A 21111-nucleotide genomic window follows, 5' to 3' on the forward strand; every position below is an offset into this window, starting at 1 on the left:
GAAGACGGCGAAGACCATGATTATTATTCAGGCCAATAAGACGCGGAAGGGCGAATTTGTGGTTTTGAAAGATCGTATTGATAAAATTATGTTGCAGTTATTGAAGAAACACGGTAAGTAGTGAAAATATAATTGGTTGTACCTTGTTTTTTAGTTAATTGCATGCTAAAATTTTGTTGTGCCGCCATAGGGAAAGAACTCATTTTCTCCGGTAGCGAAAATGTAAATTTCTATATGTGGTCAGTAATGGCGGCACAAACACTGTGTGAGCTTAGTTCCGATTGTTGGTGGGACTAGGCTTTTTGTATTTTCTTTGCATTTATGTACTTTAAAATAGTAGTATGTATTTAAATAGGAGTATATAAAGGAGATCAATATGACAAGAGCTGAATTAAAAGCTGAAGCTAAAAGTCAGCTGCATGGTAATTGGGTCTGGGCAGCTTGCGTTAGCCTAGTGCTTGTAATAATAAATGCTATTTTATTTGGGCCAAGTATTAATACTACACTTAAAACAGTGAATGATATGAATGAGGTAATGGGAAGTAGCCACCCAGAATCAGTGTTTAATCCGGGAATTTGGGCTGGAAGACTACTTGGCAATAGCGGAACTGGATTTCTTAGCGGTTTCTTTATGCTGAGTATGGTTATTACCTTTTTAGCTTTTACTGAAGGTCGCAAGTTTAATTTTTGGCGCTCTATTTTTTCGGTTTTTACTGATAATCGGTTTATTCCGGAACTAATTAATTATCTTTTAAGCAATATTTTTCAATTTTTGTGGTCATTACTGTTAGTCATTCCCGGCCTCATTAAGTCTTATTCTTATGCAATGACGCCTTATATTGTTAGTGATCTGGTTGATAGTGGTCATGAAGTTCATGCAACTACCGGTATTACAGAAAGTAGGCGGCTGATGAACGGACACAAGTGGGAATTATTTGTACTTGATCTCAGTTTCGTTGGGTGGATAATTCTTGCATGGCTTACTCTAGGAATCGGCTTTATTTGGCTTATTCCGTATGAACAGACGACCAAAGCAAACTTCTACCGTAATCTGGCCGGTGATCAATTTAGACAATAATTTAATAAATAAACAAAATAAAGGACAGGCTCATTAATCAGCCTGTCCTTTTTAGTTTGTTTAAATGTTTAGCTAAAATTTGTTTAAATCATCAATATTAAACAATTTTCCGGTATATTCGGAGCTTATGTCATCAGTATCTTTTAGCGCTTCTTTAATTTGGTTGGAATTTAAATGATCAATAAGATAAGCCTTTAAAGCAGTATTGGTTAGGTCATCTAAATCAGTTCTAGTTAGTTGGAGATACTTTTCTGCCAGTTTTTCTACTTTTTCATTCAGTTCGATTTTTTTCCTGCTCATTTTCCCACCTTCCGATAACCGCTTCTATTATAACATTTTCACGTATCAGGGCGGCCAGAAAGGAATAAATTTATATTTCAAATAAAAAAATTGCTGGTAGTGGATAATTGGAGTAGTATTTTATTCCAAATACTGTATAAAGTAAGGGCTTGAACAATGTTAAATATACTTACAAAGTCTGTTTTGCGAATTAGGCAATGGCCTTTTTTGCGTGCAGCGCAAAGAACCTTAGTGATGCTAATGCCAATTGCTGTTATTGGTGCTTTTTTCAATCTGCTAAATGATTTGGTCTTTTCTCCAGATGGCCTGATTTATAACATTTTTAGTCTTGATAAAATCATGTCTGATCATATTTGGTATGCGGGTTCATTTGTTTGTCGTGGCATGATTGAAATAACGTTTGGGGTATTTGGCGTTTATGCCAGCTATTTTATGGCGCGCTATACCGCTAGAATCTACCATAAAGATTCAACAATGTCAGGAATGACTTCCGTTTTAATTATGCTCTTTTGCTCATATGCCTCTAACAGCGGCCACAGCAATCAAGTATCATTCACAATCAGCCTGTTACAAATTAATGCTGTTTTTAGTGCATTAATTGTTGGTTTTTGTGTTGGACAGGTGTTTCATTTACTAGGAAAAAATTATGTGCCAGTAGAAAATGAAAGCACAAAGTGGATTCAGCATCGTGCTTGGGACGCAGTGTTGCCCTTTTTTGTTTCACTCGCTTTGGGAGTGGTGCTCGGGATTATTATTTATGAATTACAAATCAAACTACTCAATTCTGCTAGTTTTAATGAATTGGTCAGCCGGCTGCAAACCACGAACAACCTGTTAGAAGTCTTATTCTTATCATTAATAGTAACTTTTCTAAACTGGTTGGGGATCGGCTACCCCTTACATGCTTTTGCCGGCACGGTAAATAATGCTTACACCGCTGAAAATCTGACATATGCGTTTCAGCACGGTAGTTCGTGGAATGTGCCCTACAAGTACTTAGGTAGCTCGTTAATTAAGGCTTACGGTACGATGGGCGGCGCGAGTGTCATTTTAGCGGTGATTGTTTTACTGTTACTGCGGCACGGAAACAAGGAAATCGGCGCAATTGCACGGCTTAATTTAATCCCAGCAGCTTTTGGGTCAAGTTTAGGCTTTGCGGCTGGCCTACCAATTATTCTTAATCCTGTTTTTATTTTACCAAGTATTTTAATTCCATTAATTAACATGACTTTAGCCGCAGGTGCAATCACATTGCGCATTATTCCTGTTTGCGTATATCCTATTTTAAAGGGAACTCCGGGACTATTGATTTCATTTTTTGGCACTAACGGCAACTGGACGGCTCTTTTGTTTGTGATGGTGCTTTTCGCCCTGGATTTATGCTTAATGTGGCCGTTTATCAGGATAAATGAAAGAGTAGAATTAAAACTGAGGTTGAGTAAAGGGGGCAGCAGCAATGCGTTTGCACAAAAATCCTAATTTAAAATGGTTGATTTTGTTAATTACACTCATGGTTGTCCTCGCCATCCCCAGTTATTTTTGGATGAAAAGGGATAATAAAGCCCGAGCCGAACGCAGCCGCTCACTGCTTTCACCGGTAATCATGGTGCCGGGATCGAGTGCAACGACCGAGCGCTTTAATGATTTGATTGACCAACTGAATAAAACAACCATGAATCAGCATAGTGTGCTCAAAGTTACTGTTTCACGTGAAGCAAAACTGTCATACAGTGGTTCAATTGGGAAAAATGATTTAGAACCGATCATCATTATTGGTTTTGCTAATAATAAGGATGGTTATGCCAATATCAAGAAACAAGCCTATTGGTTAGATATTGCGTTTGACTCATTAATGCAAAATTATAAGTTTAATAATTTTAAGGCCTTCGGTCATTCAAACGGTGGGTTGATTTGGACATATTGGCTGGAGCATTATTATGCACAGTATGCAAGTGACACAAAAATGAAGCGGCTAATGACATTGGGGACGCCGTATAATTTTACTGAGAGCAATATCAAGAATCGCACACAAATGTTAGCTGATTTTATTAAAAAGCGTTCCGCTTTGCCTAAAAACCTTAAGGTGTATTCGTTATCTGGTGGCAAAAGCTACGAATCAGACGGCATTGTACCAGAAACAAGCGTTGCTGCGGGTAAGTTTATTTTTCAAAATCAGGTAAAGTCTTATACAGCGATGACCGTAACCGGCGAGAAAGCTGACCACTCGGATTTACCGCAAAATAAGCAGGTTATCCAGGCAATTCGGGAATACTTACTGAGAAAACCAGATCGACCAGTTAAGCCGGGAAAACAACTGAAACCAAGAAGAAAGGATCGTAATACATGAAATATCAAGAGCAGCCGACTAAAATCGAAGTTATTGGTGGCAGGGTCAACAATTTAAAAAATATCAATGTGGCCATTCCATTGCACCGATTTGTGGCAATATCAGGTTTAAGTGGTTCGGGTAAATCCAGTTTAGCAATGGGTATTCTGTATTCTGAAGGTGCCCGGCGCTACCTTGATTCGCTGGCGGCTTACACTAAAAGGCGAATAAGTCAGGTCGGGCGGGCACAAGTCGATGAGGTAAAGCACATCCCTTCGGCGCTAGCCTTGCGCCAACGGCCGAGTATTCCGGGCGTCCGGTCAACCGTTGGCACGGTAACAGAAGTTTTCAATGTTTTACGGCTAATTTTTTCCCGGTTAGGTTCGCCAGTTTGTCCCAATGGTCACCGGATGGCGCCAACAATCAAGATTGCTGAAGCGATGGATTTAACTGGTGAGGCAATGGGGCGCCTTACTTGCCCAACTTGTGGCGAACAATTCTATGCTTTTAGTGCAGAAGATTTTGCCTTTAATTCCGATGGCGCATGTAAAAAATGCCAAGGTTTAGGAACAGTAGAACAAATTGATGATAGTAAGATTATTGCTAACGAAGAATTAACTCTAGAAAATGGTGCCGTGGCGACCTGGCAGATTCCGGGGCGCAATTGGATGTGGCGAATTGCCCGTGAACTTGGTGTCCGGACAGACGTACCGTACAAAGACTTGACTAAAGCAGAAAAGGAAATTGTTTTACACGGCAAGGAACGTAAGGTGCCGGTGGATTTGCCTACTTCAACGGGCCGAGTTTATCATCTCGATGCCTTATATGAAAATGCCTATAATGCTGTGGCCAATTCACGCAAAACTACGAAATCAGAGCGTGGACTGGAACGGATTAATTCTTTTTACCGTTTTAAAACCTGTCCGCGCTGTCATGGGCACCGGATTGACCCAAGTCGCTGGAGTCAATTGGTAGCTGGAAAAAATATTGTTGAAGCAGAACAACTTACGCTCGGTGAACTTGATGATTATATGAAAGAAATCGCGGCCTGGCTACCAGATGATATGCAAGCTTTAGCGCAAAATCTGACGGGTGAATTGCTGCATCAGGTTAAGCCCCTACTAAAATTAGGGTTAGATTACTTGAGCTTAGCTCGTCAGGCTAATAGTCTTTCAACTGGTGAATTGCAGCGAATTCAATTGGGGCGCACCTTGCGGACAGAAACTACAGGAGTACTTTATGTGCTGGATGAACCATCTGTGGGACTGCACCCAGATAATGTTGCTGGGCTAATTGAGGTTTTTCACGAACTGGTCAATCAAGGTAATTCATTAGTCGTCGTTGATCATGAAACTTCAATTATAAGTGCTGCTGACTGGATTGTTGAAATTGGTCCGGGTTCAGGTTCGCAGGGTGGCCAGATAATTGCTGAAGGTTCGCCAAAAGAAATTGCGCAGAAGCCAGAATCCCTAATTGGTCCGTATTTAAAAGGAACAGCTCCGCTCTATGTGCGACCACAGGTGGATGTAAAGAAGCTTTTTAGTGAAGGCACAATTAAGTTTACTGTCAAAGGCCGCTTTAATTTACAAAATGTTCACACGCAAATTCCGGTTGGGCGGTTGACTGCAGTTACGGGTTTTTCTGGAGCAGGCAAAACAACGTTAATTCTTGATTCGCTCATTCCCGCATTAAAGGCGCAAGAAAAACAGGTAGATGGTCCAAGCTGGGTAAAAGATTTGACTAGCGGTGGAATCAAAAACGTTATTAGCGTTGATTCCTCGCCGGTTGGCAAAAATCAGCGTTCTACGGTTGCTACTTATACTGATATTATGGATAATTTGCGCAAATTATTTGCCCGCCAGCCGTTAGCTCAAAAGCTAAAGTATAAGGCAGCGCATTTTTCCTACAATAATAAAGAAGGTGCGTGTCCGGCATGTGGTGGTACCGGAGCAATTTCACTTGATATTCAGTATTTGCCCGATATGGTTGAGACTTGTTCGGTTTGTGGTGGCCACCGGTTTAACCAAGACGTCTTGCGTGTAAAATGGCATGGACTGAGTATTGCAGACGTGCTTGATTATTCGGTTGACGATGCTTTGAAAGAACAGTTATTTAGGGATGAGCCTAAGATTGAAAAAACAATTACTACTTTGCATGATATGGGGCTAGGATACCTGCATTTAGGTGAATCAACACCTGCGTTGTCAGGCGGAGAAGCACAGCGGCTAAAATTGACTAGTCATCTCCACCGGCGGCAAAAAGGCAGTCTTTTTGTCTTTGATGAGCCAACAGTTGGTCTTCATCCACACGATGTTGGGACCTTGCTAGCTGTTTTTCAAAAATTACTGAAGCAGAAGGCAACGATTATTACGATTACTCATGATCTGGATATTATGGCTAATAGTGATTATATGATTGACATGGGTCCACGTGGTGGATTGCAGGGAGGAAAAATTGTTGCATGTGGGCAGCCTGTGGATATATCGCACAAAAAGGATAGTTTAACCGCCAAATATTTGGCTGAACACATGAATTTATATCAAAAATAGCATAATTATTAAACCTTGATAACAACAATAAAGTTGATTTATCAAGGTTTTTTAGTTAAAAAGGGAAAAATTCACAAGTTAAGCAAAAAAATGTGGAAAAGTAAGCAAAAAGGGTTGCATTCTGTGGATAACCTGCTACAATATTATATGTAAGCAGTTAGCAGTCGACAATGCCGAGTGCTAATTACAAAATTTAAACCTATTAAAGGGGTGTATATGTATGGCATATTTTGATAACGAATTTGACAATCTATTTAACGAATTAAATAATTCTTTCTTTAACAATGATGATAATGGCTCGATCCCAGTTCACTATTCGAGCATGAATATTTCTCCACAAGGCATGAACCAGAACGGTCAAATGCCTGGTCAACCAAAAAAGGAAAAACCAATTGGTGTTGACTTAGTTGAGCAAGCTAAAAACAATAAATACGATCCTGTAATTGGTCGTGATGAACAAATCCAAGAAGTAATTGAAATTTTAAGCAGACGTAAAAAGAATAATCCGGTTTTAGTCGGACCTGCAGGTGTTGGTAAAACCGCGATTGTTGAGGGCTTAGCACAAAAAATTGCTTCAGGTGATGTTCCTGACAAGATGAAAGATAAGCATATTATTGCAATTAACATTAATGATATGGTTGCGGGTTCTAGCCTTCGTGGTAGTTTCGAAGAGCGCCTGAAGAAGGTAATTGACGAAGCTAAAAAGAATCCAAACATCATCTTATTCATTGATGAAATTCATAACATTGTTGGTGCAGGTTCAACTGATTCTGAAAATAATAGTGGCGATGCTGCTAACATTTTGAAACCAGCTCTGGCTAGTGGTGACTTGAACTTAATCGGTGCAACGACAACAGGAGAATACCGTAGAATTGAAAATGATGCTGCTTTGGCACGTCGTTTCCAACCAGTACAGGTTCCAGAGCCATCTGCTGATGTAACGGTTAAAATTTTAGAGGGTCTGAAGAAAAAGTATGAAGACTATCACCACGTTAAATACAGTGACAGTGCTTTACGCTTAGCCGTTGAATTATCACAACGCTACATTCAGGGCCGCTATTTGCCAGATAAGGCAATTGACTTAATGGACGAAGCTGGTGCTAAGAAGGGTCTTGACACTATTCCTAGTGATGAAGCATCAATTAAAAAGAGAATTGCTAGTCTTGAAAAGGAAAAAGAAGAGGCCGCTAAAAATGAGGACTACAACAAAGCTAGTGATTTGAAGAAGAAGATTGAGGAGTTACGTGAAAAAGCTGATCACGTTGATGATGCTGCAACTCCACGCGTAACCGACCAAGACATCTATGCTTTAATTGAAGCAAAAACTAAGATTCCAATGAGCGAACTTCATGCCAGTGAGGGACAAAAGAACCTTGATTTAGCTGCTAAATTAAAGAAGGCCGTTATTGACCAGGATAATGCAATTGACGTGATTACTGATGCAATTGCCCGTAAGCAAGTATTTAAGGATAACAATCGTCCAACTGGGTCATTCCTACTGACTGGTCCAACTGGTGTTGGTAAAACTGAGCTGGCTAAACAATTGGCAATTCAATTGTTCGGCGGTGAAAATCACCTAATTAGACTTGATATGTCCGAATACCAAGACCAAATGGCAGTTAATAAACTGATTGGCTCAGCACCTGGCTATGTTGGCTACGGTGAAGGTGGACAATTAACTGAAAAAGTACGGCATCAACCATATAGCTTGATTTTGTTTGACGAAATTGAAAAAGCTAATCCACAAGTCTTTAACGCATTATTACAAATTATGGATGATGGTCGCTTAACCGATGCCCAAGGTAGAACTGTTTCATTTAAAGATACAATATTGATCATGACTTCAAATGCTGGGTATTCTGATAACTTACTCAAGGATGGCAAGGTCGACCATGATAAAATGATCAAAGCCTTAGAAGCCTACTTTAGACCAGAGTTTTTGAACCGGCTTGATGCAATCGTACCGTTCAATTCACTGACCGAAGAAGATATGACTAAGATCATCGATATTTACTTAAAGAAGATGTCACATGTCTTAGCTAAGAGGGATGTGAAAGTAGAAATTTCCCCTGAAGCAAAAGCTTATTTGGCAGAAAAAGGCTACGATAAGAAGTTTGGTGCACGGCCACTACGTCGGGTAGTTGAGCAAGATCTGGAAACTCCAATTGCAAAATTGCTAATGAAGGAGCCTGACACCAAAGAAGTTAAGTTTACTGCAGATGACCAGCATGTTTACTTAAATGGTGATGCAGTTTTAACTATTACACCAAAAGCTGATAAGACCGATAAAACTAAATCTGAAACTAAAGAAAATAAGGACTAATTGAAAATTAGGCTAATTGCTAAACACTAATTGAAGACTAGTTTCCGCTACTTCGCGGGAGCTAGTCTTTTTTTGTCTAAATTTGAAGTAGTAAGTTTTTTCCTGCCCAATGGTTACTTGCCTTTTATCCTAGTATTGAACTACTGACTGAACTATTTGTTTCACGTGTGACACTCAAGCAGAGTTAACTATTTTTTGCCAAAAAGATATTTTGGTAATTTGTGCAATAAAGGATTGACATCATTAAATTTATGGTCTAAATTAGTTAACAATTAACTATTAATTAAAAAGCTAATAATTTATTATTAGTTTATGTAACATAAGGAGTAATAAAGGGTGGATTGTTATGAAACAACGAGTAGAAGATCTTGATTGGAAAAATTTAGGCTTCGTTTATCGCGATTTACCATATCGCTATGAAGCTAAATATAAAGACGGCGAATGGCAAGAAGGAAAGTTGGTTGAGGATTCAACCATTACCCTTTCCGAAGGGGCAGAAGTACTGCACTATGGCCAAGAGATTTTTGAAGGTTTGAAAGCCTACCGGCGTGAGGACGGTAAAATCAACTTGTTTCGCCCAGATCAAAACGCTCATCGTTTTACTTTGTCAGCTCAGCGCTTGGCAATGCCACCATTTCCTGAAGACTGGTTTGTAGAGGCAGTAAAGCAAGTGGTGCATGCGAATGAAGAATTTGTGCCACCATATGATAGTGGCGCAACTCTTTATTTACGTCCATTCATGGTTGGTACCTCAAATGTTTTGGGTGTTCAAGCTGCCGATGAATACATTTTTCGCATTTTTGCCGTTCCGGTAGGGGCTTATATCAAGGGCTTGAACCCAGCCGACTATATTGTCAGCGATTATGACCGTGCTGCCTATGCGGGAACTGGTCAAGCTAAAACCTCAGGTAACTATGCCAGCAGTTTATTGCCATCAGTTGAGGCGCATAAGAATGGCTATGCCGATTGTTTGTACCTTGATCCACGTGAACATAAATATGTTGATGAGTTTGGTGGCGCCAACTTTTATGGCATTACCCAAGAAGGCCAATTTGTTACTCCTAAGTCAAAATCGATTTTAATTTCAATTACCAAACGGTCCTTGTTAGAGCTTGCTAAGGAGCAGGGATTAAATCCGGTTGAGCGCCAAATCACCTTAGAAGAAGCTTTTAAGATGAAAGAAGCTGGTGCAATGGGTACCGCCGCTGTTATTTCGCCGGTGGGCTCCATTACCTATAATGGTAAAAAGCATGTTATTTACAGTGAAACAGAAACCGGTCCGGTGACAACTAAATTGTACAATGAATTAGTTGATATTCAATACGGTAAAAAGAAGGGCCCAGAGGGTTGGGTACAAACACTGGATTAATATTACTAGCAGGCTATGGTAAATCAACTACATCTCCTAATTATATTTACAATAGCCGCAAAAAAGCTGACAAAAATTTGCCAGCTTTTTAAGTGGAAGAATAACCAATTTTTACGGACCATCAACTAATAATCTGAGATTAAAGTTGCATTTGCGTAAAATTTGTTATATCTTCAAAGTAGTTATATTTGATAAAAGGGGCACTAGTTAGTCGCCTTTTTTATTTTGCTCTTTTTTCCGATTATAAAGAGCTTTACCCGCTTTAACATCTTCCCAAGTGCCAATCTTGGTATCTTCCGAATAATATCCGTCTAAGACGCCGATTTGCTGAAAAACGGTTTGCTTGTAAGCAACCTTGGCATTATATTCGGTAATATCAACATCAGCCAAAGATTTGTGCAGAGCAGTTAACGGATCCATATCCTTGCCGCCAGAAGTAAAGAGGGTACCGTGAGAATTAAGGATAAAACCGTTGCGTAACGCCTTTTTGCCTAGTTTTTTGATTTCACCGGCGACATATTGGGCTAATTCTTCCGTACACATGGGATGCCACGTAAGGGTTCTAATTTCTTGTAATTTTTGTGTTGCCTCAGTGACATTCGGCATATTTAAACCGCTTGTTCCCCAAAACATGCACTGATCAGCATGGGAGTGAAAAACACACTTAATCTCGGGATTGGTATCATAGATGGCTTCGTGCATATTTATTTCACGTGTAACATTACCGTTGCCAGAAATAACTTTGCGCGTGTGCGGTTCAATGACTAAAATCTGGTCGGCCGTTAGGTAACCCATGTATGCTTCTGACATCATAGTTGGCGTCATCACATAATAGTTTTTGCCGGTTTCGTCCTGCACTTTAATACTGATATTTCCACCAACAATATTGGTATCGCGCCGTTCCATTACCTCACGAACGACCTTGGCCAAATCCTCGCGTTCATATTCAAATGGTATTCTGCCTGCTGGATATTGCATCAAATTCTTCCTTTCTAATTATCTTTTGTTGTAGTGACTCTGTTTTTTTTTAGAAAAAAGAATACCACTTCCTTTCTTATCGATTAGCATCCCTAAACCAATTACGAAAATGTTTAACCAATATTGATGGGAAAGAATTGCCAAAAAGAATAAGCTAAAGGCTAAAAAGGATAAGCAGGTCCAAAAAAATTTGCTTTTTACCATTTTTACACCATTACTTTAATTTGCTATATTTCAATGCCGGAATCGGGTTCTTTTTAAATGACCGGTAAAGGAGCCAGAAAAGTGCCAGAAGGGCAATTAAACCAACAATCGCCCAGATGTTACCACGACCTACCCAAGCCATTAAAAATCTTAATTCCGGTGCTTCGATTGAGCTCCAAGAAACTTGGGCACCTGCTGGAACTTTAATTGAAGTACTTGATTTCGCTAACTTAGTAAAAATATCAGCAAAATAGGATGCGCCGTACAAAAAGATTGGTTCGTAAATAATGCCTAGAACCATCATTCGTAAGAGATTGCCACCAGTCAGTAGTAAGCCGCCAACGCCAATACAATAATTAATTACACCTGCAATTGGTAAAATCTTGTTACCTGGCAAAATAGCCGCATAAATAATTGAAATTGGGATCATTAGCACCATGGTTACCCATAATTCGGTACTCTGCCCTAAGATTGGCCAATCTAATCCAATAACGAATGTTCTTCCTTTAACGTGTTTTTTCATAAAATTACTCATAGTAGTTCCAAATGGTGTTAGAGCATCCATAAAGAACTTGGCCATTACTGGGAAAATCGCCATAACAGCTCCGACGGTGACTGCAAGATTAAGGGCATCGCCGATACTGTAGCGTCCAGCTAGTGCCAACACTAGGCCAATAATGGCTCCCATTGTTACTGGTTCACTAAAGACACCAATCTTACGTTTTAACGATGTTGCATCCCATTCACGGTTAAAAATGGGGATGTAGTCCATCAATTTGTTAATCGGGGACATAATAATTGCTGTAAATGCCTCAATGTGGGTTACGGTAACACCTTCATACCCAAGCATATTGGCAATTTCTTTACTCCACATATCGCCCAATTTTAAGCAGATAACAACTTGGATGGCCCCACAGATAAAGCCCCAGATTAAACTGCCAGAAATTTGGTAAACCATGTAAGCTGTCAGTGCGATACCCCAAACATTCCACATGTCGGCGTTCATTGTATTAGTCATTTTGGTAAAAATCATGACTAAATTAACCACGATTTCTACGACGAAAAACAAAAAAGCTAGGGTCCAACTCCAAGTAATTGCAGCTGCACCAGTCCAACCAAAGTCAACTGCCGGTAAATTGATGCCAGTATATTTAGCCAGAGCCTTTGCAGCAGGACTAACGGTTTCAGTCAACTGGTTGATCGCCATTGACATGCCAATAAATCCGGTTCCTAAATAGAGTCCGGAAAGGATAGCTTTAGAGGGTTTCATTCCAAAAATTAGCCCTAAGATCATAATTAAAATCGGAATTAAAACCTGGGCACCAACGCTCAATATCCCTTGGACTATTCCATTCCAATCCATTAAATTCACCTCCAATGATGAAATGCTATTCCGCCTGCTTGACGATATCAGCTACTTTTTGATTGGCATTGTCCTGATCCATGCCAGTTAGCCAGGGTAAACCGACCATGCCCACAACGTGATTAGCATCAAGAACTTCTTGCAGTTCACCATCTGCGGGGGCAATGCCCACATAGATAATGACATTATCATCATTCTCAATTGTGGTTTTTGCTTCACCGATTGGCTCAGGAGTGGCTTTTGCCAGGTGATCCAACCCTTGTTCTGCTAAGAAATCATTAATCTTATTAGCGACTTGCGGGCTGGTTGCTACTCCCGTACCACAACAAACTAAAATTGTTTTCATTTTGATAACCCCCTAAATTTCGCTTCAACGAGCTGAAGCATATTTTGTGAATCCTTTGTTTTTTGAAACTGTTCAACAAAGTTCTGATCTTGAAAAGCTGCAATAATTTTGGCCAGCAATTCAGGCTGTTTTTCGCCATTTTTAAGACCTAAAAACAAAAAGTTCTGGGCAGATATGTCAGAGCCGTCACCCATTTGCTTAAGTTTTAAGGAACTAATAGTGCGAGCAAGATAAATAAATGGTCGCTTAACGTATTGCGGGTCAACATGTGGCAGTGCTAAGGCAATATCAGTAAATTTTAAACCGGTAGGGTATGCTAACTCTCTTTTTTCTAAATTAGCAATATAGCCTAGATTGGCAAAATCTTGACTGATAACTCTAGTTCCGACTAAGTCAAATAGCTGTTCTTCAGTATCAACCGCAATATTTAAGTCAATTAAATCTTGGTAAAACAAAAATTTCTCCTCCTTTCACTTTTGAATACGTTTTCAATATAATACGCTAGTTGAACATTGTCAACCTAAATTTAACAAACTTTAACATAGATAAACTTTAAATGTTGAACAATGTTTGATATACTTCTGGTGTGATGGTAAAATTGAATAAAAGAAGTGATTTTTTTGAGTTTACAAGAAAAAAGATTAACAGCCATAAACAATCTTTTACGTAAAACCGGCTTTATGACAACGGTTGATATTGCGAAGAACTTACAAGTTTCTTCCATGACTATCAGACGTGATTTAAAGAGATTGGAAGAATCGGGGGATATTACCCGAATTTATGGCGGCGCAAAAAGCAACTACCAAGCAGAATCAACTACTAATGAAAAGTTGCAAAAAAATATTGATGAAAAAAAGGAAATTGCGAAGTTGCTAGCGAAGCAAATTGCTAACAATTCAACAATTTATTTGGGTGCAGGAACAACTCTGTTGCAGGCAGTACCATTATTGGTTACGAAAAATCTAACTTTTGTAACCAATAGTTTAGTAGCCTTTAATGAAATCAATAAAAGTGATTGCCGCTTATTTTTAACGGGTGGCGAGTTGCACCGTAATACTGAAGAATTTCTCGGTGAAAAAGCTGAGAATATTTTTGACGGCTTAAATTTTGATTACGCAATTTGTTCAACTAATGGTATTAATGGCAATAGCGTTACTACAAGTACAATTCCTGAAGGCAATATTCAAAATATTGCAATGGAACATGCCGAAAAGTCTTTGATTGTTGCCGATCATACTAAATTAAATCATTCAGATATCATCACATTTCAAAAGCTTGATCAATTCGATTTTCTAGTGACTGATAGCAAAATTAGTAAAGAAGAGATCAAGAAATATTCGCAATATACTAAAGTTATTTTCTAGTTACATCAGAATAGGAAGAGAAATGGATATCACAGTTACAATTAATCCGTCCGTTGATCGTCTGTACCAACTTGATCATTTAGAAATAGGTGAGTTAAATCGGGTGCAGTTGGTGAAGAAAATGGTTGGTGGCAAGGGCATTAATGCTGCTCGTGTGGCAGCATGCCTTGGCGCCGAAACTATCGCCACCGGTTTTTTGGCTGGTCCAAATGGCCAATATATTTTAGATCAGGCCAAGAATGACCGTTATACCTGCAAGTTCATCGCTACTAAAGGCAATACCCGTAATTGTTACACGATTATTCAAAATAATGGTGAAAAAACCGAAATTAATGAACAAGGCGATCGACTTGCACTAAGTAGCATGGATAATTTGCTTGCATCTTTATCCTCGCTAATTGTCAAGCACAACGTGACAGCTATTTCTCTGAATGGTAGTGTTCCACCAACTAATATGCAGCATATTTATTCTAAAATCATTACCAGTATTCGCAGGCTTGCACCACAAGTAAAAATCGTGCTGGATACGTCTGGCCAGGCATTGACTGAGGTGCTACAAAGTACCGCTTTGCCGGATTTTATTAAACCCAATGAGCAAGAAGCAGCTGAACTACTAGCAGCACCAGTAACGCGTGATTGTCAGAAATTGAAGCGAGAAATAAGGGCTAGCAGTCTTAATAAAATCGCTAATATCATCATTTCGCTGGGTGATCGGGGTGCTTTGGTTAAACATCATGATGACTTTTACCGAGTCAATTTTAAGCCTGTGGAAGTAGCTAATACCGAAGGATCAGGGGATTCCGTTGTTGGCGGATTATTATACGCGCTTGATCGGAAATATGACTTTAAGCAAGCGATTAGCTTAGCAATTGCGGCGGGTACAGCCAATGCAATGGAAACAAAAACTGGATTTGTTAAGCGCGAACAAGTTCTTGCGATAATGAACACAATTGCCATAACGAAATTGGATAATTAGAGAATAAAAATATTTTTAGGAAGCGCTTTCCAAATATTTAAAAATATGCTAGGATAAAAACATAATTAGTTAGGATCGTAACAGCTTAGAAACTGGCGAAACCGAAGAAGTATACAAATTTGTATGCTTTTTCGGTTTTTTTTATGCAAAAAGGAGTGTTCAAATGACGCAAAGACAATATTCAAAATCATTAGTCGATGAATTGCAGACTAATTCATTAAGCCAGGTAATTAATGGTGTGCAAGAAATCGTTAAAGTCGTGCCAGGGCAAAGGGTAAAGCCACGATTAGATATTCTTGATCCTCATGTCAAGCAGATTATCAAACAAAAAATGAGTGAAGGTGTTGGCAGCAAGCCATTTTCGTTAAATTTTGACCGTAATCGTCCAGAAAACATCACTTATGACATAACGACAAGTGAGGTGCTGGAAAAAGAAAGTCTAATTGAGATAAATAATGACCATTATATTGATACTTTTATTTATCAGCCAGTAAATATTATCGCTAAAAATCCTGTTTTGATTTACTTACATGGTGGAGCATATATGACAGGAAAAGTTGAAGAGTTTGGTAAGCAAATGAAATATATTGCTGAACAGGCCCAGACAACAGTGGTTTTCCCGCACTATAGATTAGCTCCAGAAAATCCTTATCCAGCAGCAATTGAAGATGTACTCGGCATTATTAACTGGGTAAAGGAAAATCACGCTGAGCTTGGTTCTACAAATCCGAAGATGGTGTTAGCGGGCGATAGTGCCGGAAGTGGACTGATTAATTCATGCATTGTCATACTGAAAAATAGCTCAATTATTTCCCGGGTAATAGAACGAATATTAGTAAAAAATAAAGCGGTTAAACTTTAACATTGGCAAAAGTTTGACCGCTTTTTGTGGTCCACTAATAGTTTGTATTTCAGTGAGAACATTATTTTTGCTTAATCAGTTTTAAATTAGCAATTAACAGTTCTTGAAAGCTGGTATCAGCCGAAATTGATTTGTCAGAAAACCAACCAGTTCCGACATTAATAATATCTCCAATTAACAGATCACGCCCGCATCGACTAGCTAGTAATTGTGATTGAGCATCATCAAATTCGGTGGCTAATAATTGATTTAATAGTTTTTTCAACTGCTGAAACGCGGCGGTTACTTCAGGATAAGCTGAAGTTCGTGGCATTTTTAGCACAAATTGCGTTAATAAAAAATGCTGTAAAGCAACCTGACGAAATTCCACAGCAAAGGAAATTATTCCGCTAATTCCATTTTGACCAAATATTTGCTCCTGTAAATGGGAGGTCATTTTTTTAATGGCCCAAGCCACTATGCTGTAGCCTAAGGCCCTCTGATTGGCAAAGTAACTATATAGTGCTTGAGACTTTGTTCCTAATTTGCGAGCAACCGCTGCAAAACTAGGTTCCTCTCCACTTTCAATTAAATTAACGCTGGCTTGAATAATATTTTGTTTAGATAAAATTTGTCGAGGCATTTAAATACTCCTAAATTTGCATTTTACTATCTGTAAGATATAATTACATATTGTAAATAAAAAGACATTAGTTAGCAACTTTAAAGAAGGTTAGAACATGAGACTTGGATTGTTAGGGGCAATAGGCTTAATCATTGGTACTTTTGTTATTCTATTTGGTGGCGGTGGAGCTGCAATTTATCTTGGAATTTTAACAGGGCTTTTTGGGTTAAAGGCAGCTGCAGCTTCTGCTACATCGTTAGTAACAGCTTTGCCCTCACTAATTATTGGTGCTTGGAGCTATTATCGTCAAGGGAAAATTAATACCAAGATTGGTAATCGAATGTTGGTAGCCGCAATTCCGGCAGTAGTAGTTGGTGCAGTTTTGTCAAAATATATTCCAGCAAACGTATATAAAGGATTAATCGGAGTTGTTTTAGCCGTATTAGGGTGTGGAATGCTCTTGCAAAAGAAAACGCAAAAGCTGGATTCAAAACCGACTGGTCAAATATATGCAAAATTGGAAGCAGCGCTATATGGTATTTTAGGAGGCTTAATGGTTGGAATTGCTGGAATGAGTGGCGGGGCAGTCATCATTGCTGGGCTATTTTTGCTGGGACTGCAGGACTTTCAAGCCACTGCAACTTCAACTTATGTGTTGGTTTTTATGACAGCAACCGGAGCATTGTTTCATATTGCTGGCGGTCAAGTTGACTGGACTGCAGGATTGCCTTTAATGATTGGTGCACTATTAGGTGCTATCATTGCGCCTCAATTGGCTAAAATCTTAGTGAATACCAAAATTACTAAATATATGAAACCGACAATTGGTGTTTTTTTAATATTACTTGGAATTAAATCTCTAATTTAATATGACCGACAGGCTTACTAAGTTGAAATTAGGAATTTGCCACTTCTGCTCTGAATCGAGATTAGTAAAAAGATTATGAATAATTGTTTTAGAATTCAGAAGAAAAATAAATAGTATAATGATTTTAATAAGAGGGTGAATAAATATGAAAAAATTAGTTAGAGATAAAATACCTGAATTTGCTAAAGATGCTAATTACCGTCATCTTACACAAAGTGAAATTGAACCAGCTCTAAAGAAAAAATTGATTGAAGAAACTGGAGAAGTTGTCAACGCAACAAGTGAGACTAATTTGATTGAAGAGCTAGGTGATGTTTATGAAGTTTTAAGGGCCTATTTGGAGTTTAAGGGTGTTAGCCAAGAGGAGTTTCTAAAAATAGTTGGTCAAAAACGAGCTGAAAAGGGTGGCTTTACTAAATTTATTGAAATGGAAACTAAAAACTAAGTGTGATAGTTTGCGTATTTACAATGCTAATTTGAAGTTGCTCGATAATTAAGTCACAATCTATCTCCCTATTTCCTAGGAAATAAATTTCTAATCCATACTTAACTTGTAATAACTAATAGTAATTGAAAAGCCTTAATAATAAGTATTTTTAATTTTTACTATTTTGATAAATAATAGCAGTATAAGATTAGTAACTTTAAGACTTAGGAAAGAAGCAGTAATGAATAATATTAGAGACCACTATTTTGAGGGTGAAAGAATTCTTTTTGGCTTGAGTAGCAGTGAAATAGAAAATGTTACTTTTGGTCATGGCGAATCGCCGCTTAAAGAAGCAAAAGGGATTAAACTAAAGAATTCCGTTTTTAAATGGAAATATCCTTTATGGTACGATGATGATATTAGGGTTGAAAACACGGTTTTTGAAACGATGGCTCGCAGTGGTATTTGGTATACCAAAAATATCTCAATTTATAATTCAGCTATGCAAGCCCCTAAATTGTTTCGGCGGTCTGAAAAAATTCTCCTTGACCGTGTGCACTTTGCCAATGCTGAAGAAACGATGTGGACGTGCCGAAAAATTAAAGTCACTAATAGTCAAATTAATGGGGACTATTTCGGCAAAGACAGCAGTGACATTTATTTAGATAATGTTAGTGTAGTAGGCAATTACGTTTTTGATGGTGCCAAAAACATTGAGGTTCACAATTCGACTTTTATTTCTAAGGATGCTTTTTGGAATTGTGAAAACGTAACGGTCTATGATTCAACTATTGATGGTGAATATCTAGCCTGGAATAGTAAAAACGTTAAATTTATTAACTGTAAAATTCAAAGCAGTCAGGGACTAAATTATATCGACAATTTAGTATTGACGAATGTAAGTCTGACTCATACTGATTTAGCCTTTGAATATGTTTCTAACCTTGATGCGGATATTGTGACTAAAATCGATAGTGTAAAAAACCCAATTTCTGGTAAAATAACTGCGCCATGCATAGGTAAATTGATTATGGATCCGGCCAAAATAAATCCTGCGAAGACTAAAATAAACTGTGCTAAGATTGATGTAAAAGTAGCTCGTTCAGATCAAAATCAGAAACCAAAGGAATGAATATGCAAACAAATTACGATTTTACTAATGCACCGGACAGAAGCAAGACAGATTCTATTAAGTGGGATGTTGAGCCAGGTGAACTACCAATGTCTTTGGCTGACATGGATTTTCAAACCGCTCCGGAAATTATTGCAGCGATGAAGGAAAAAATTAACTTAAAAGCATTTGGCTATGAATGGCCTGGTGCTGCTTATTTCAATGCCGTTGCAGATTGGTATGACAAAGAGCACAGCCATCGCCCTGATCCTGATTGGATGATTTTTACAACTGGCGTTGTGCCCGCTATTTCTTCAATTGTACGTCGTGTTAGCCACCTTGGCGATAATATCTTAGTACAAGAACCGGTTTATAATGTCTTTTACAATTCGATTGAAAACAATGGTCGTCACGTTCTAGCAAGTGATTTGCATTTTACTGGTGAAAATTATCAGATTGATTGGCAGGACCTTGAGCAAAAGCTGGCATTACCATTAACAACGCTAATGATTTTTTGTAATCCGCATAATCCAATTGGCAAGGTCTGGACAAAGCAAGAAGTTCAAAAAATAGCAGATTTATGTCTTAAGCATCACGTGGTTCTTTTGTCAGATGAAATCCATGGCGATCTAGTCAGAACTGGCAAAGATTATACACCAGCGTTTGCTGTTAATGGTGTTTCACGTGAAAACATTATTTCGTTAGTTTCTCCTAGTAAAACTTTTAACGTTGCGGCACTTCATGCAGCGACTGCGATTATCCCTAATGATAATTTACGTGAAATTGTTAATCGGGGTCTTAATAGCGATGAATTGGCTGAGCCAAATTTACTTGCAATTCCAGGTACTATTGCCGCCTATACTGAGGGGCAGAGCTGGCGCCAAGCTTTAATTGCTCAGCTTAACGATAATTTCACCTATGCCACTAATTTTATTGCCAAAAATCTACCTGTGCTTAAGGTAATTACGGGAGATGCCACGTATTTAATGTGGCTTGATGTTCAACAAGTTAGTCATAATTCAGCAGAATTAGCGCAGTTCTTACGCCAGGAAACTGGATTAATTGTTTCACCAGGGAATATTTATCGTGGTAATGGCGCTGACTTTTTGCGGATTAACTTGGCTTGTCCACTAGAAATGGTTCAAGACGGTTTGCAGCGCTTAAGTGATGGCATAAAGAAATATCAAAGTAATAAAAAATCCAGCAGATAATGTTAATCTACTAATTAAACTGCTCTAACGAAGTACTTATAATTAAGTTAAGCCCCATAATTAATTATGGGGCTTTTGCAGGACTAGAAAGTTTTTTGCAAAAAAATACATGACTCTGGTAAATTACCGGAATCATGTTTCACTTTTTAGCTTCTAATCTACTATTGAGCCGTTATAAGTGCCTTTGTTTGATTTTAAAAAAGTAGAGGTGCTTTTAAATTCTCAGTCGTAATGACCGATTTCCTTAATTTTTATTTTTTTGAAAATGTTGAGCTAATTGCAGTGCTGTTGCAACATAATCTAAAATGGTAGTGACGGTCACTAAGACTTTTTTACCGCTAAATGATCCTTTGAGAAGCAGCGGTACTTGCGCACCCATGGCAATGAATAACACGATTATCAACAAGCTTGCGGGTGAGAAGGGACTACCATTGTTAGTAAACTTATTTAGCAGATTTTGGATTGTTTTAACAGTTTGCGGCGGTAGTTTCATTTTGTCTGCTAAAATTTTTAAGAAATTTTGGTTTTTAAAAACGGGGATTAACTGGGCACTGGCTTCATGAGAGAGTTGCTTTAATTGCACTTGAACCTTTTTGCTGTGGCCCGCACAGTATTGTAATAAGTTCTGCACTTGTTCCAATCCAGCCTGAGTCCAAGAATAATTTTTGGTGTGCAATTCCTGCCATATTTTTGGCATATGACTGGTTGTTTGGCCAATTTGTTTTAATATTTGCTGTGTTGGTTTGGCGCGTAATAAAGTTTGTGACCAATTAACGAAGTATTTTTCAATGTGCATAAAATACACCTCCTGTTACCTCATTATAGCAAGGGCATAATAGAGATTGGTTTGAT

At 38.4% G+C, this 21111-nt stretch carries 20 protein-coding genes; 13 read left to right on the forward strand and 7 right to left on the reverse strand.

Annotated features, from left to right (window positions below; all coding sequences use genetic code 11):
• Positions 1 to 376: 376 nt before the first annotated feature.
• Entirely contained in the window at positions 377 to 1078 is a 702-nt protein-coding gene (locus tag J3U73_RS07210; protein WP_267410012.1) for a DUF975 family protein, read from the forward strand.
• A 72-nt stretch (positions 1079 to 1150) separates the two neighbouring features.
• Here J3U73_RS07210 and J3U73_RS07215 read toward each other — a convergent pair whose 3' ends face one another.
• Entirely contained in the window at positions 1151 to 1378 is a 228-nt protein-coding gene (locus J3U73_RS07215; RefSeq protein ID WP_103752593.1) for a hypothetical protein, read from the reverse strand.
• A 156-nt stretch (positions 1379 to 1534) separates the two neighbouring features.
• On the opposite strand from J3U73_RS07215, the gene J3U73_RS07220 reads away from it, so the two are divergent.
• The 5 genes from J3U73_RS07220 to J3U73_RS07240 all read left to right on the forward strand — a co-directional run bounded on the left by J3U73_RS07220 (position 1535) and on the right by J3U73_RS07240 (position 9945).
• On the forward strand, positions 1535 to 2857 hold the full coding sequence (locus J3U73_RS07220; RefSeq protein WP_267410013.1) for a PTS sugar transporter subunit IIC: 1323 nt from the start codon (positions 1535 to 1537) through the stop codon (positions 2855 to 2857).
• Positions 2835 to 3725, forward strand: coding sequence for an alpha/beta hydrolase (locus J3U73_RS07225; RefSeq protein WP_103752591.1), 891 nt, complete (start codon positions 2835 to 2837; stop codon positions 3723 to 3725). The genes J3U73_RS07220 and J3U73_RS07225 overlap by 23 nt, the downstream gene beginning before the upstream one ends.
• Complete coding sequence (locus tag J3U73_RS07230) at positions 3722 to 6253, forward strand: ATP-binding cassette domain-containing protein (protein ID WP_267410014.1); 2532 nt, start codon at positions 3722 to 3724, stop codon at positions 6251 to 6253. The genes J3U73_RS07225 and J3U73_RS07230 overlap by 4 nt, the downstream gene beginning before the upstream one ends.
• Before the next feature lie 220 nt (positions 6254 to 6473).
• A complete protein-coding gene (locus J3U73_RS07235; protein ID WP_220220385.1) occupies positions 6474 to 8576 on the forward strand; it encodes an ATP-dependent Clp protease ATP-binding subunit in 2103 nt (700 codons plus the stop codon).
• 346 nt (positions 8577 to 8922) lie between these two features.
• A complete protein-coding gene (locus J3U73_RS07240) occupies positions 8923 to 9945 on the forward strand; it encodes a branched-chain amino acid aminotransferase (protein WP_267410015.1) in 1023 nt (340 codons plus the stop codon).
• Positions 9946 to 10152: 207 nt separating this feature from the next.
• On the opposite strand, the gene J3U73_RS07245 is transcribed toward J3U73_RS07240, so the two are convergent.
• From J3U73_RS07245 to J3U73_RS07260, 4 genes are all read right to left on the reverse strand, one after another.
• On the reverse strand, positions 10153 to 10923 hold the full coding sequence (locus J3U73_RS07245) for a class II aldolase/adducin family protein (RefSeq protein WP_267393387.1): 771 nt from the start codon (positions 10921 to 10923) through the stop codon (positions 10153 to 10155).
• Between the two features lie 214 nt (positions 10924 to 11137).
• Positions 11138 to 12490, reverse strand: coding sequence for a PTS galactitol transporter subunit IIC (locus tag J3U73_RS07250; protein ID WP_220232513.1), 1353 nt, complete (start codon positions 12488 to 12490; stop codon positions 11138 to 11140).
• 25 nt (positions 12491 to 12515) lie between these two features.
• Positions 12516 to 12836: a PTS galactitol transporter subunit IIB gene (locus J3U73_RS07255; RefSeq protein WP_220268760.1), complete on the reverse strand. Its 321-nt coding sequence runs from the start codon at positions 12834 to 12836 to the stop codon at positions 12516 to 12518.
• Positions 12833 to 13291 carry a PTS sugar transporter subunit IIA gene (locus J3U73_RS07260; protein ID WP_220268759.1) on the reverse strand — a complete coding sequence of 153 codons (459 nt, stop codon included), beginning with the start codon at positions 13289 to 13291 and terminating at the stop codon, positions 12833 to 12835. Before J3U73_RS07260 ends, J3U73_RS07255 begins: the two co-directional genes overlap by 4 nt.
• Positions 13292 to 13456: 165 nt before the next feature.
• On the opposite strand from J3U73_RS07260, the gene J3U73_RS07265 reads away from it, so the two are divergent.
• The 3 genes from J3U73_RS07265 to J3U73_RS07275 all read left to right on the forward strand — a co-directional run bounded on the left by J3U73_RS07265 (position 13457) and on the right by J3U73_RS07275 (position 16038).
• Entirely contained in the window at positions 13457 to 14200 is a 744-nt protein-coding gene (locus J3U73_RS07265; protein ID WP_323848345.1) for a DeoR/GlpR family DNA-binding transcription regulator, read from the forward strand.
• Positions 14201 to 14222: 22 nt separating this feature from the next.
• Positions 14223 to 15176, forward strand: coding sequence for a 1-phosphofructokinase family hexose kinase (locus J3U73_RS07270; RefSeq protein WP_267393395.1), 954 nt, complete (start codon positions 14223 to 14225; stop codon positions 15174 to 15176).
• Between the two features lie 163 nt (positions 15177 to 15339).
• Complete coding sequence (locus tag J3U73_RS07275) at positions 15340 to 16038, forward strand: alpha/beta hydrolase (RefSeq protein ID WP_267410016.1); 699 nt, start codon at positions 15340 to 15342, stop codon at positions 16036 to 16038.
• 61 nt (positions 16039 to 16099) lie between these two features.
• Here J3U73_RS07275 and J3U73_RS07280 read toward each other — a convergent pair whose 3' ends face one another.
• The gene (locus J3U73_RS07280; RefSeq protein WP_267410017.1) at positions 16100 to 16660 is read right to left on the reverse strand and encodes a TetR/AcrR family transcriptional regulator; all 561 of its coding nucleotides are present in this window, start codon (positions 16658 to 16660) and stop codon (positions 16100 to 16102) included.
• Positions 16661 to 16757: 97 nt separating this feature from the next.
• Between J3U73_RS07280 and J3U73_RS07285 the strand changes: the two genes are divergently transcribed.
• The 4 genes from J3U73_RS07285 (at position 16758) to J3U73_RS07300 (ending at position 20259) form a co-directional block, all read left to right on the forward strand.
• A complete protein-coding gene (locus J3U73_RS07285) occupies positions 16758 to 17510 on the forward strand; it encodes a sulfite exporter TauE/SafE family protein (RefSeq protein WP_220268755.1) in 753 nt (250 codons plus the stop codon).
• A 145-nt stretch (positions 17511 to 17655) separates the two neighbouring features.
• Complete coding sequence (locus J3U73_RS07290) at positions 17656 to 17955, forward strand: nucleoside triphosphate pyrophosphohydrolase (protein WP_220268754.1); 300 nt, start codon at positions 17656 to 17658, stop codon at positions 17953 to 17955.
• Between the two features lie 223 nt (positions 17956 to 18178).
• The gene (locus J3U73_RS07295; protein ID WP_267410019.1) at positions 18179 to 19069 is read left to right on the forward strand and encodes a DUF3737 family protein; all 891 of its coding nucleotides are present in this window, start codon (positions 18179 to 18181) and stop codon (positions 19067 to 19069) included.
• A 2-nt stretch (positions 19070 to 19071) separates the two neighbouring features.
• Entirely contained in the window at positions 19072 to 20259 is a 1188-nt protein-coding gene (locus tag J3U73_RS07300; protein WP_267393638.1) for a MalY/PatB family protein, read from the forward strand.
• A 244-nt stretch (positions 20260 to 20503) separates the two neighbouring features.
• Here J3U73_RS07300 and J3U73_RS07305 read toward each other — a convergent pair whose 3' ends face one another.
• Positions 20504 to 21055 (reverse strand): hypothetical protein, encoded by a 552-nt coding sequence (locus tag J3U73_RS07305; protein ID WP_267393410.1) that lies wholly within the window; start codon positions 21053 to 21055, stop codon positions 20504 to 20506.
• Positions 21056 to 21111: the final 56 nt, after the last annotated feature.

The sequence above is a fragment of the Lactobacillus sp. B4005 genome (genome assembly GCF_026536045.1).
Taxonomy (GTDB): domain Bacteria; phylum Bacillota; class Bacilli; order Lactobacillales; family Lactobacillaceae; genus Lactobacillus; species Lactobacillus panisapium.

Bases quoted from the DNA above. Each gene is read 5' to 3' on its own strand.
- J3U73_RS07210 (WP_267410012.1), top strand. From the start codon at position 377: ATGACAAGAGCTGAATTAAAAGCTGAAGCTAAAAGTCAGCTGCATGGT.
- J3U73_RS07215 (WP_103752593.1), bottom strand. From the start codon at position 1,378: ATGAGCAGGAAAAAAATCGAACTGAATGAAAAAGTAGAAAAACTGGCA.
- J3U73_RS07220 (WP_267410013.1), top strand. From the start codon at position 1,535: ATGTTAAATATACTTACAAAGTCTGTTTTGCGAATTAGGCAATGGCCT.
- J3U73_RS07225 (WP_103752591.1), top strand. From the start codon at position 2,835: ATGCGTTTGCACAAAAATCCTAATTTAAAATGGTTGATTTTGTTAATT.
- J3U73_RS07230 (WP_267410014.1), top strand. From the start codon at position 3,722: ATGAAATATCAAGAGCAGCCGACTAAAATCGAAGTTATTGGTGGCAGG.
- J3U73_RS07235 (WP_220220385.1), top strand. From the start codon at position 6,474: ATGGCATATTTTGATAACGAATTTGACAATCTATTTAACGAATTAAAT.
- J3U73_RS07240 (WP_267410015.1), top strand. From the start codon at position 8,923: ATGAAACAACGAGTAGAAGATCTTGATTGGAAAAATTTAGGCTTCGTT.
- J3U73_RS07245 (WP_267393387.1), bottom strand. From the start codon at position 10,923: ATGCAATATCCAGCAGGCAGAATACCATTTGAATATGAACGCGAGGAT.
- J3U73_RS07250 (WP_220232513.1), bottom strand. From the start codon at position 12,490: ATGGATTGGAATGGAATAGTCCAAGGGATATTGAGCGTTGGTGCCCAG.
- J3U73_RS07255 (WP_220268760.1), bottom strand. From the start codon at position 12,836: ATGAAAACAATTTTAGTTTGTTGTGGTACGGGAGTAGCAACCAGCCCG.
- J3U73_RS07270 (WP_267393395.1), top strand. From the start codon at position 14,223: ATGGATATCACAGTTACAATTAATCCGTCCGTTGATCGTCTGTACCAA.
- J3U73_RS07275 (WP_267410016.1), top strand. From the start codon at position 15,340: ATGACGCAAAGACAATATTCAAAATCATTAGTCGATGAATTGCAGACT.
- J3U73_RS07280 (WP_267410017.1), bottom strand. From the start codon at position 16,660: ATGCCTCGACAAATTTTATCTAAACAAAATATTATTCAAGCCAGCGTT.
- J3U73_RS07285 (WP_220268755.1), top strand. From the start codon at position 16,758: ATGAGACTTGGATTGTTAGGGGCAATAGGCTTAATCATTGGTACTTTT.
- J3U73_RS07290 (WP_220268754.1), top strand. From the start codon at position 17,656: ATGAAAAAATTAGTTAGAGATAAAATACCTGAATTTGCTAAAGATGCT.
- J3U73_RS07295 (WP_267410019.1), top strand. From the start codon at position 18,179: ATGAATAATATTAGAGACCACTATTTTGAGGGTGAAAGAATTCTTTTT.
- J3U73_RS07300 (WP_267393638.1), top strand. From the start codon at position 19,072: ATGCAAACAAATTACGATTTTACTAATGCACCGGACAGAAGCAAGACA.
- J3U73_RS07305 (WP_267393410.1), bottom strand. From the start codon at position 21,055: ATGCACATTGAAAAATACTTCGTTAATTGGTCACAAACTTTATTACGC.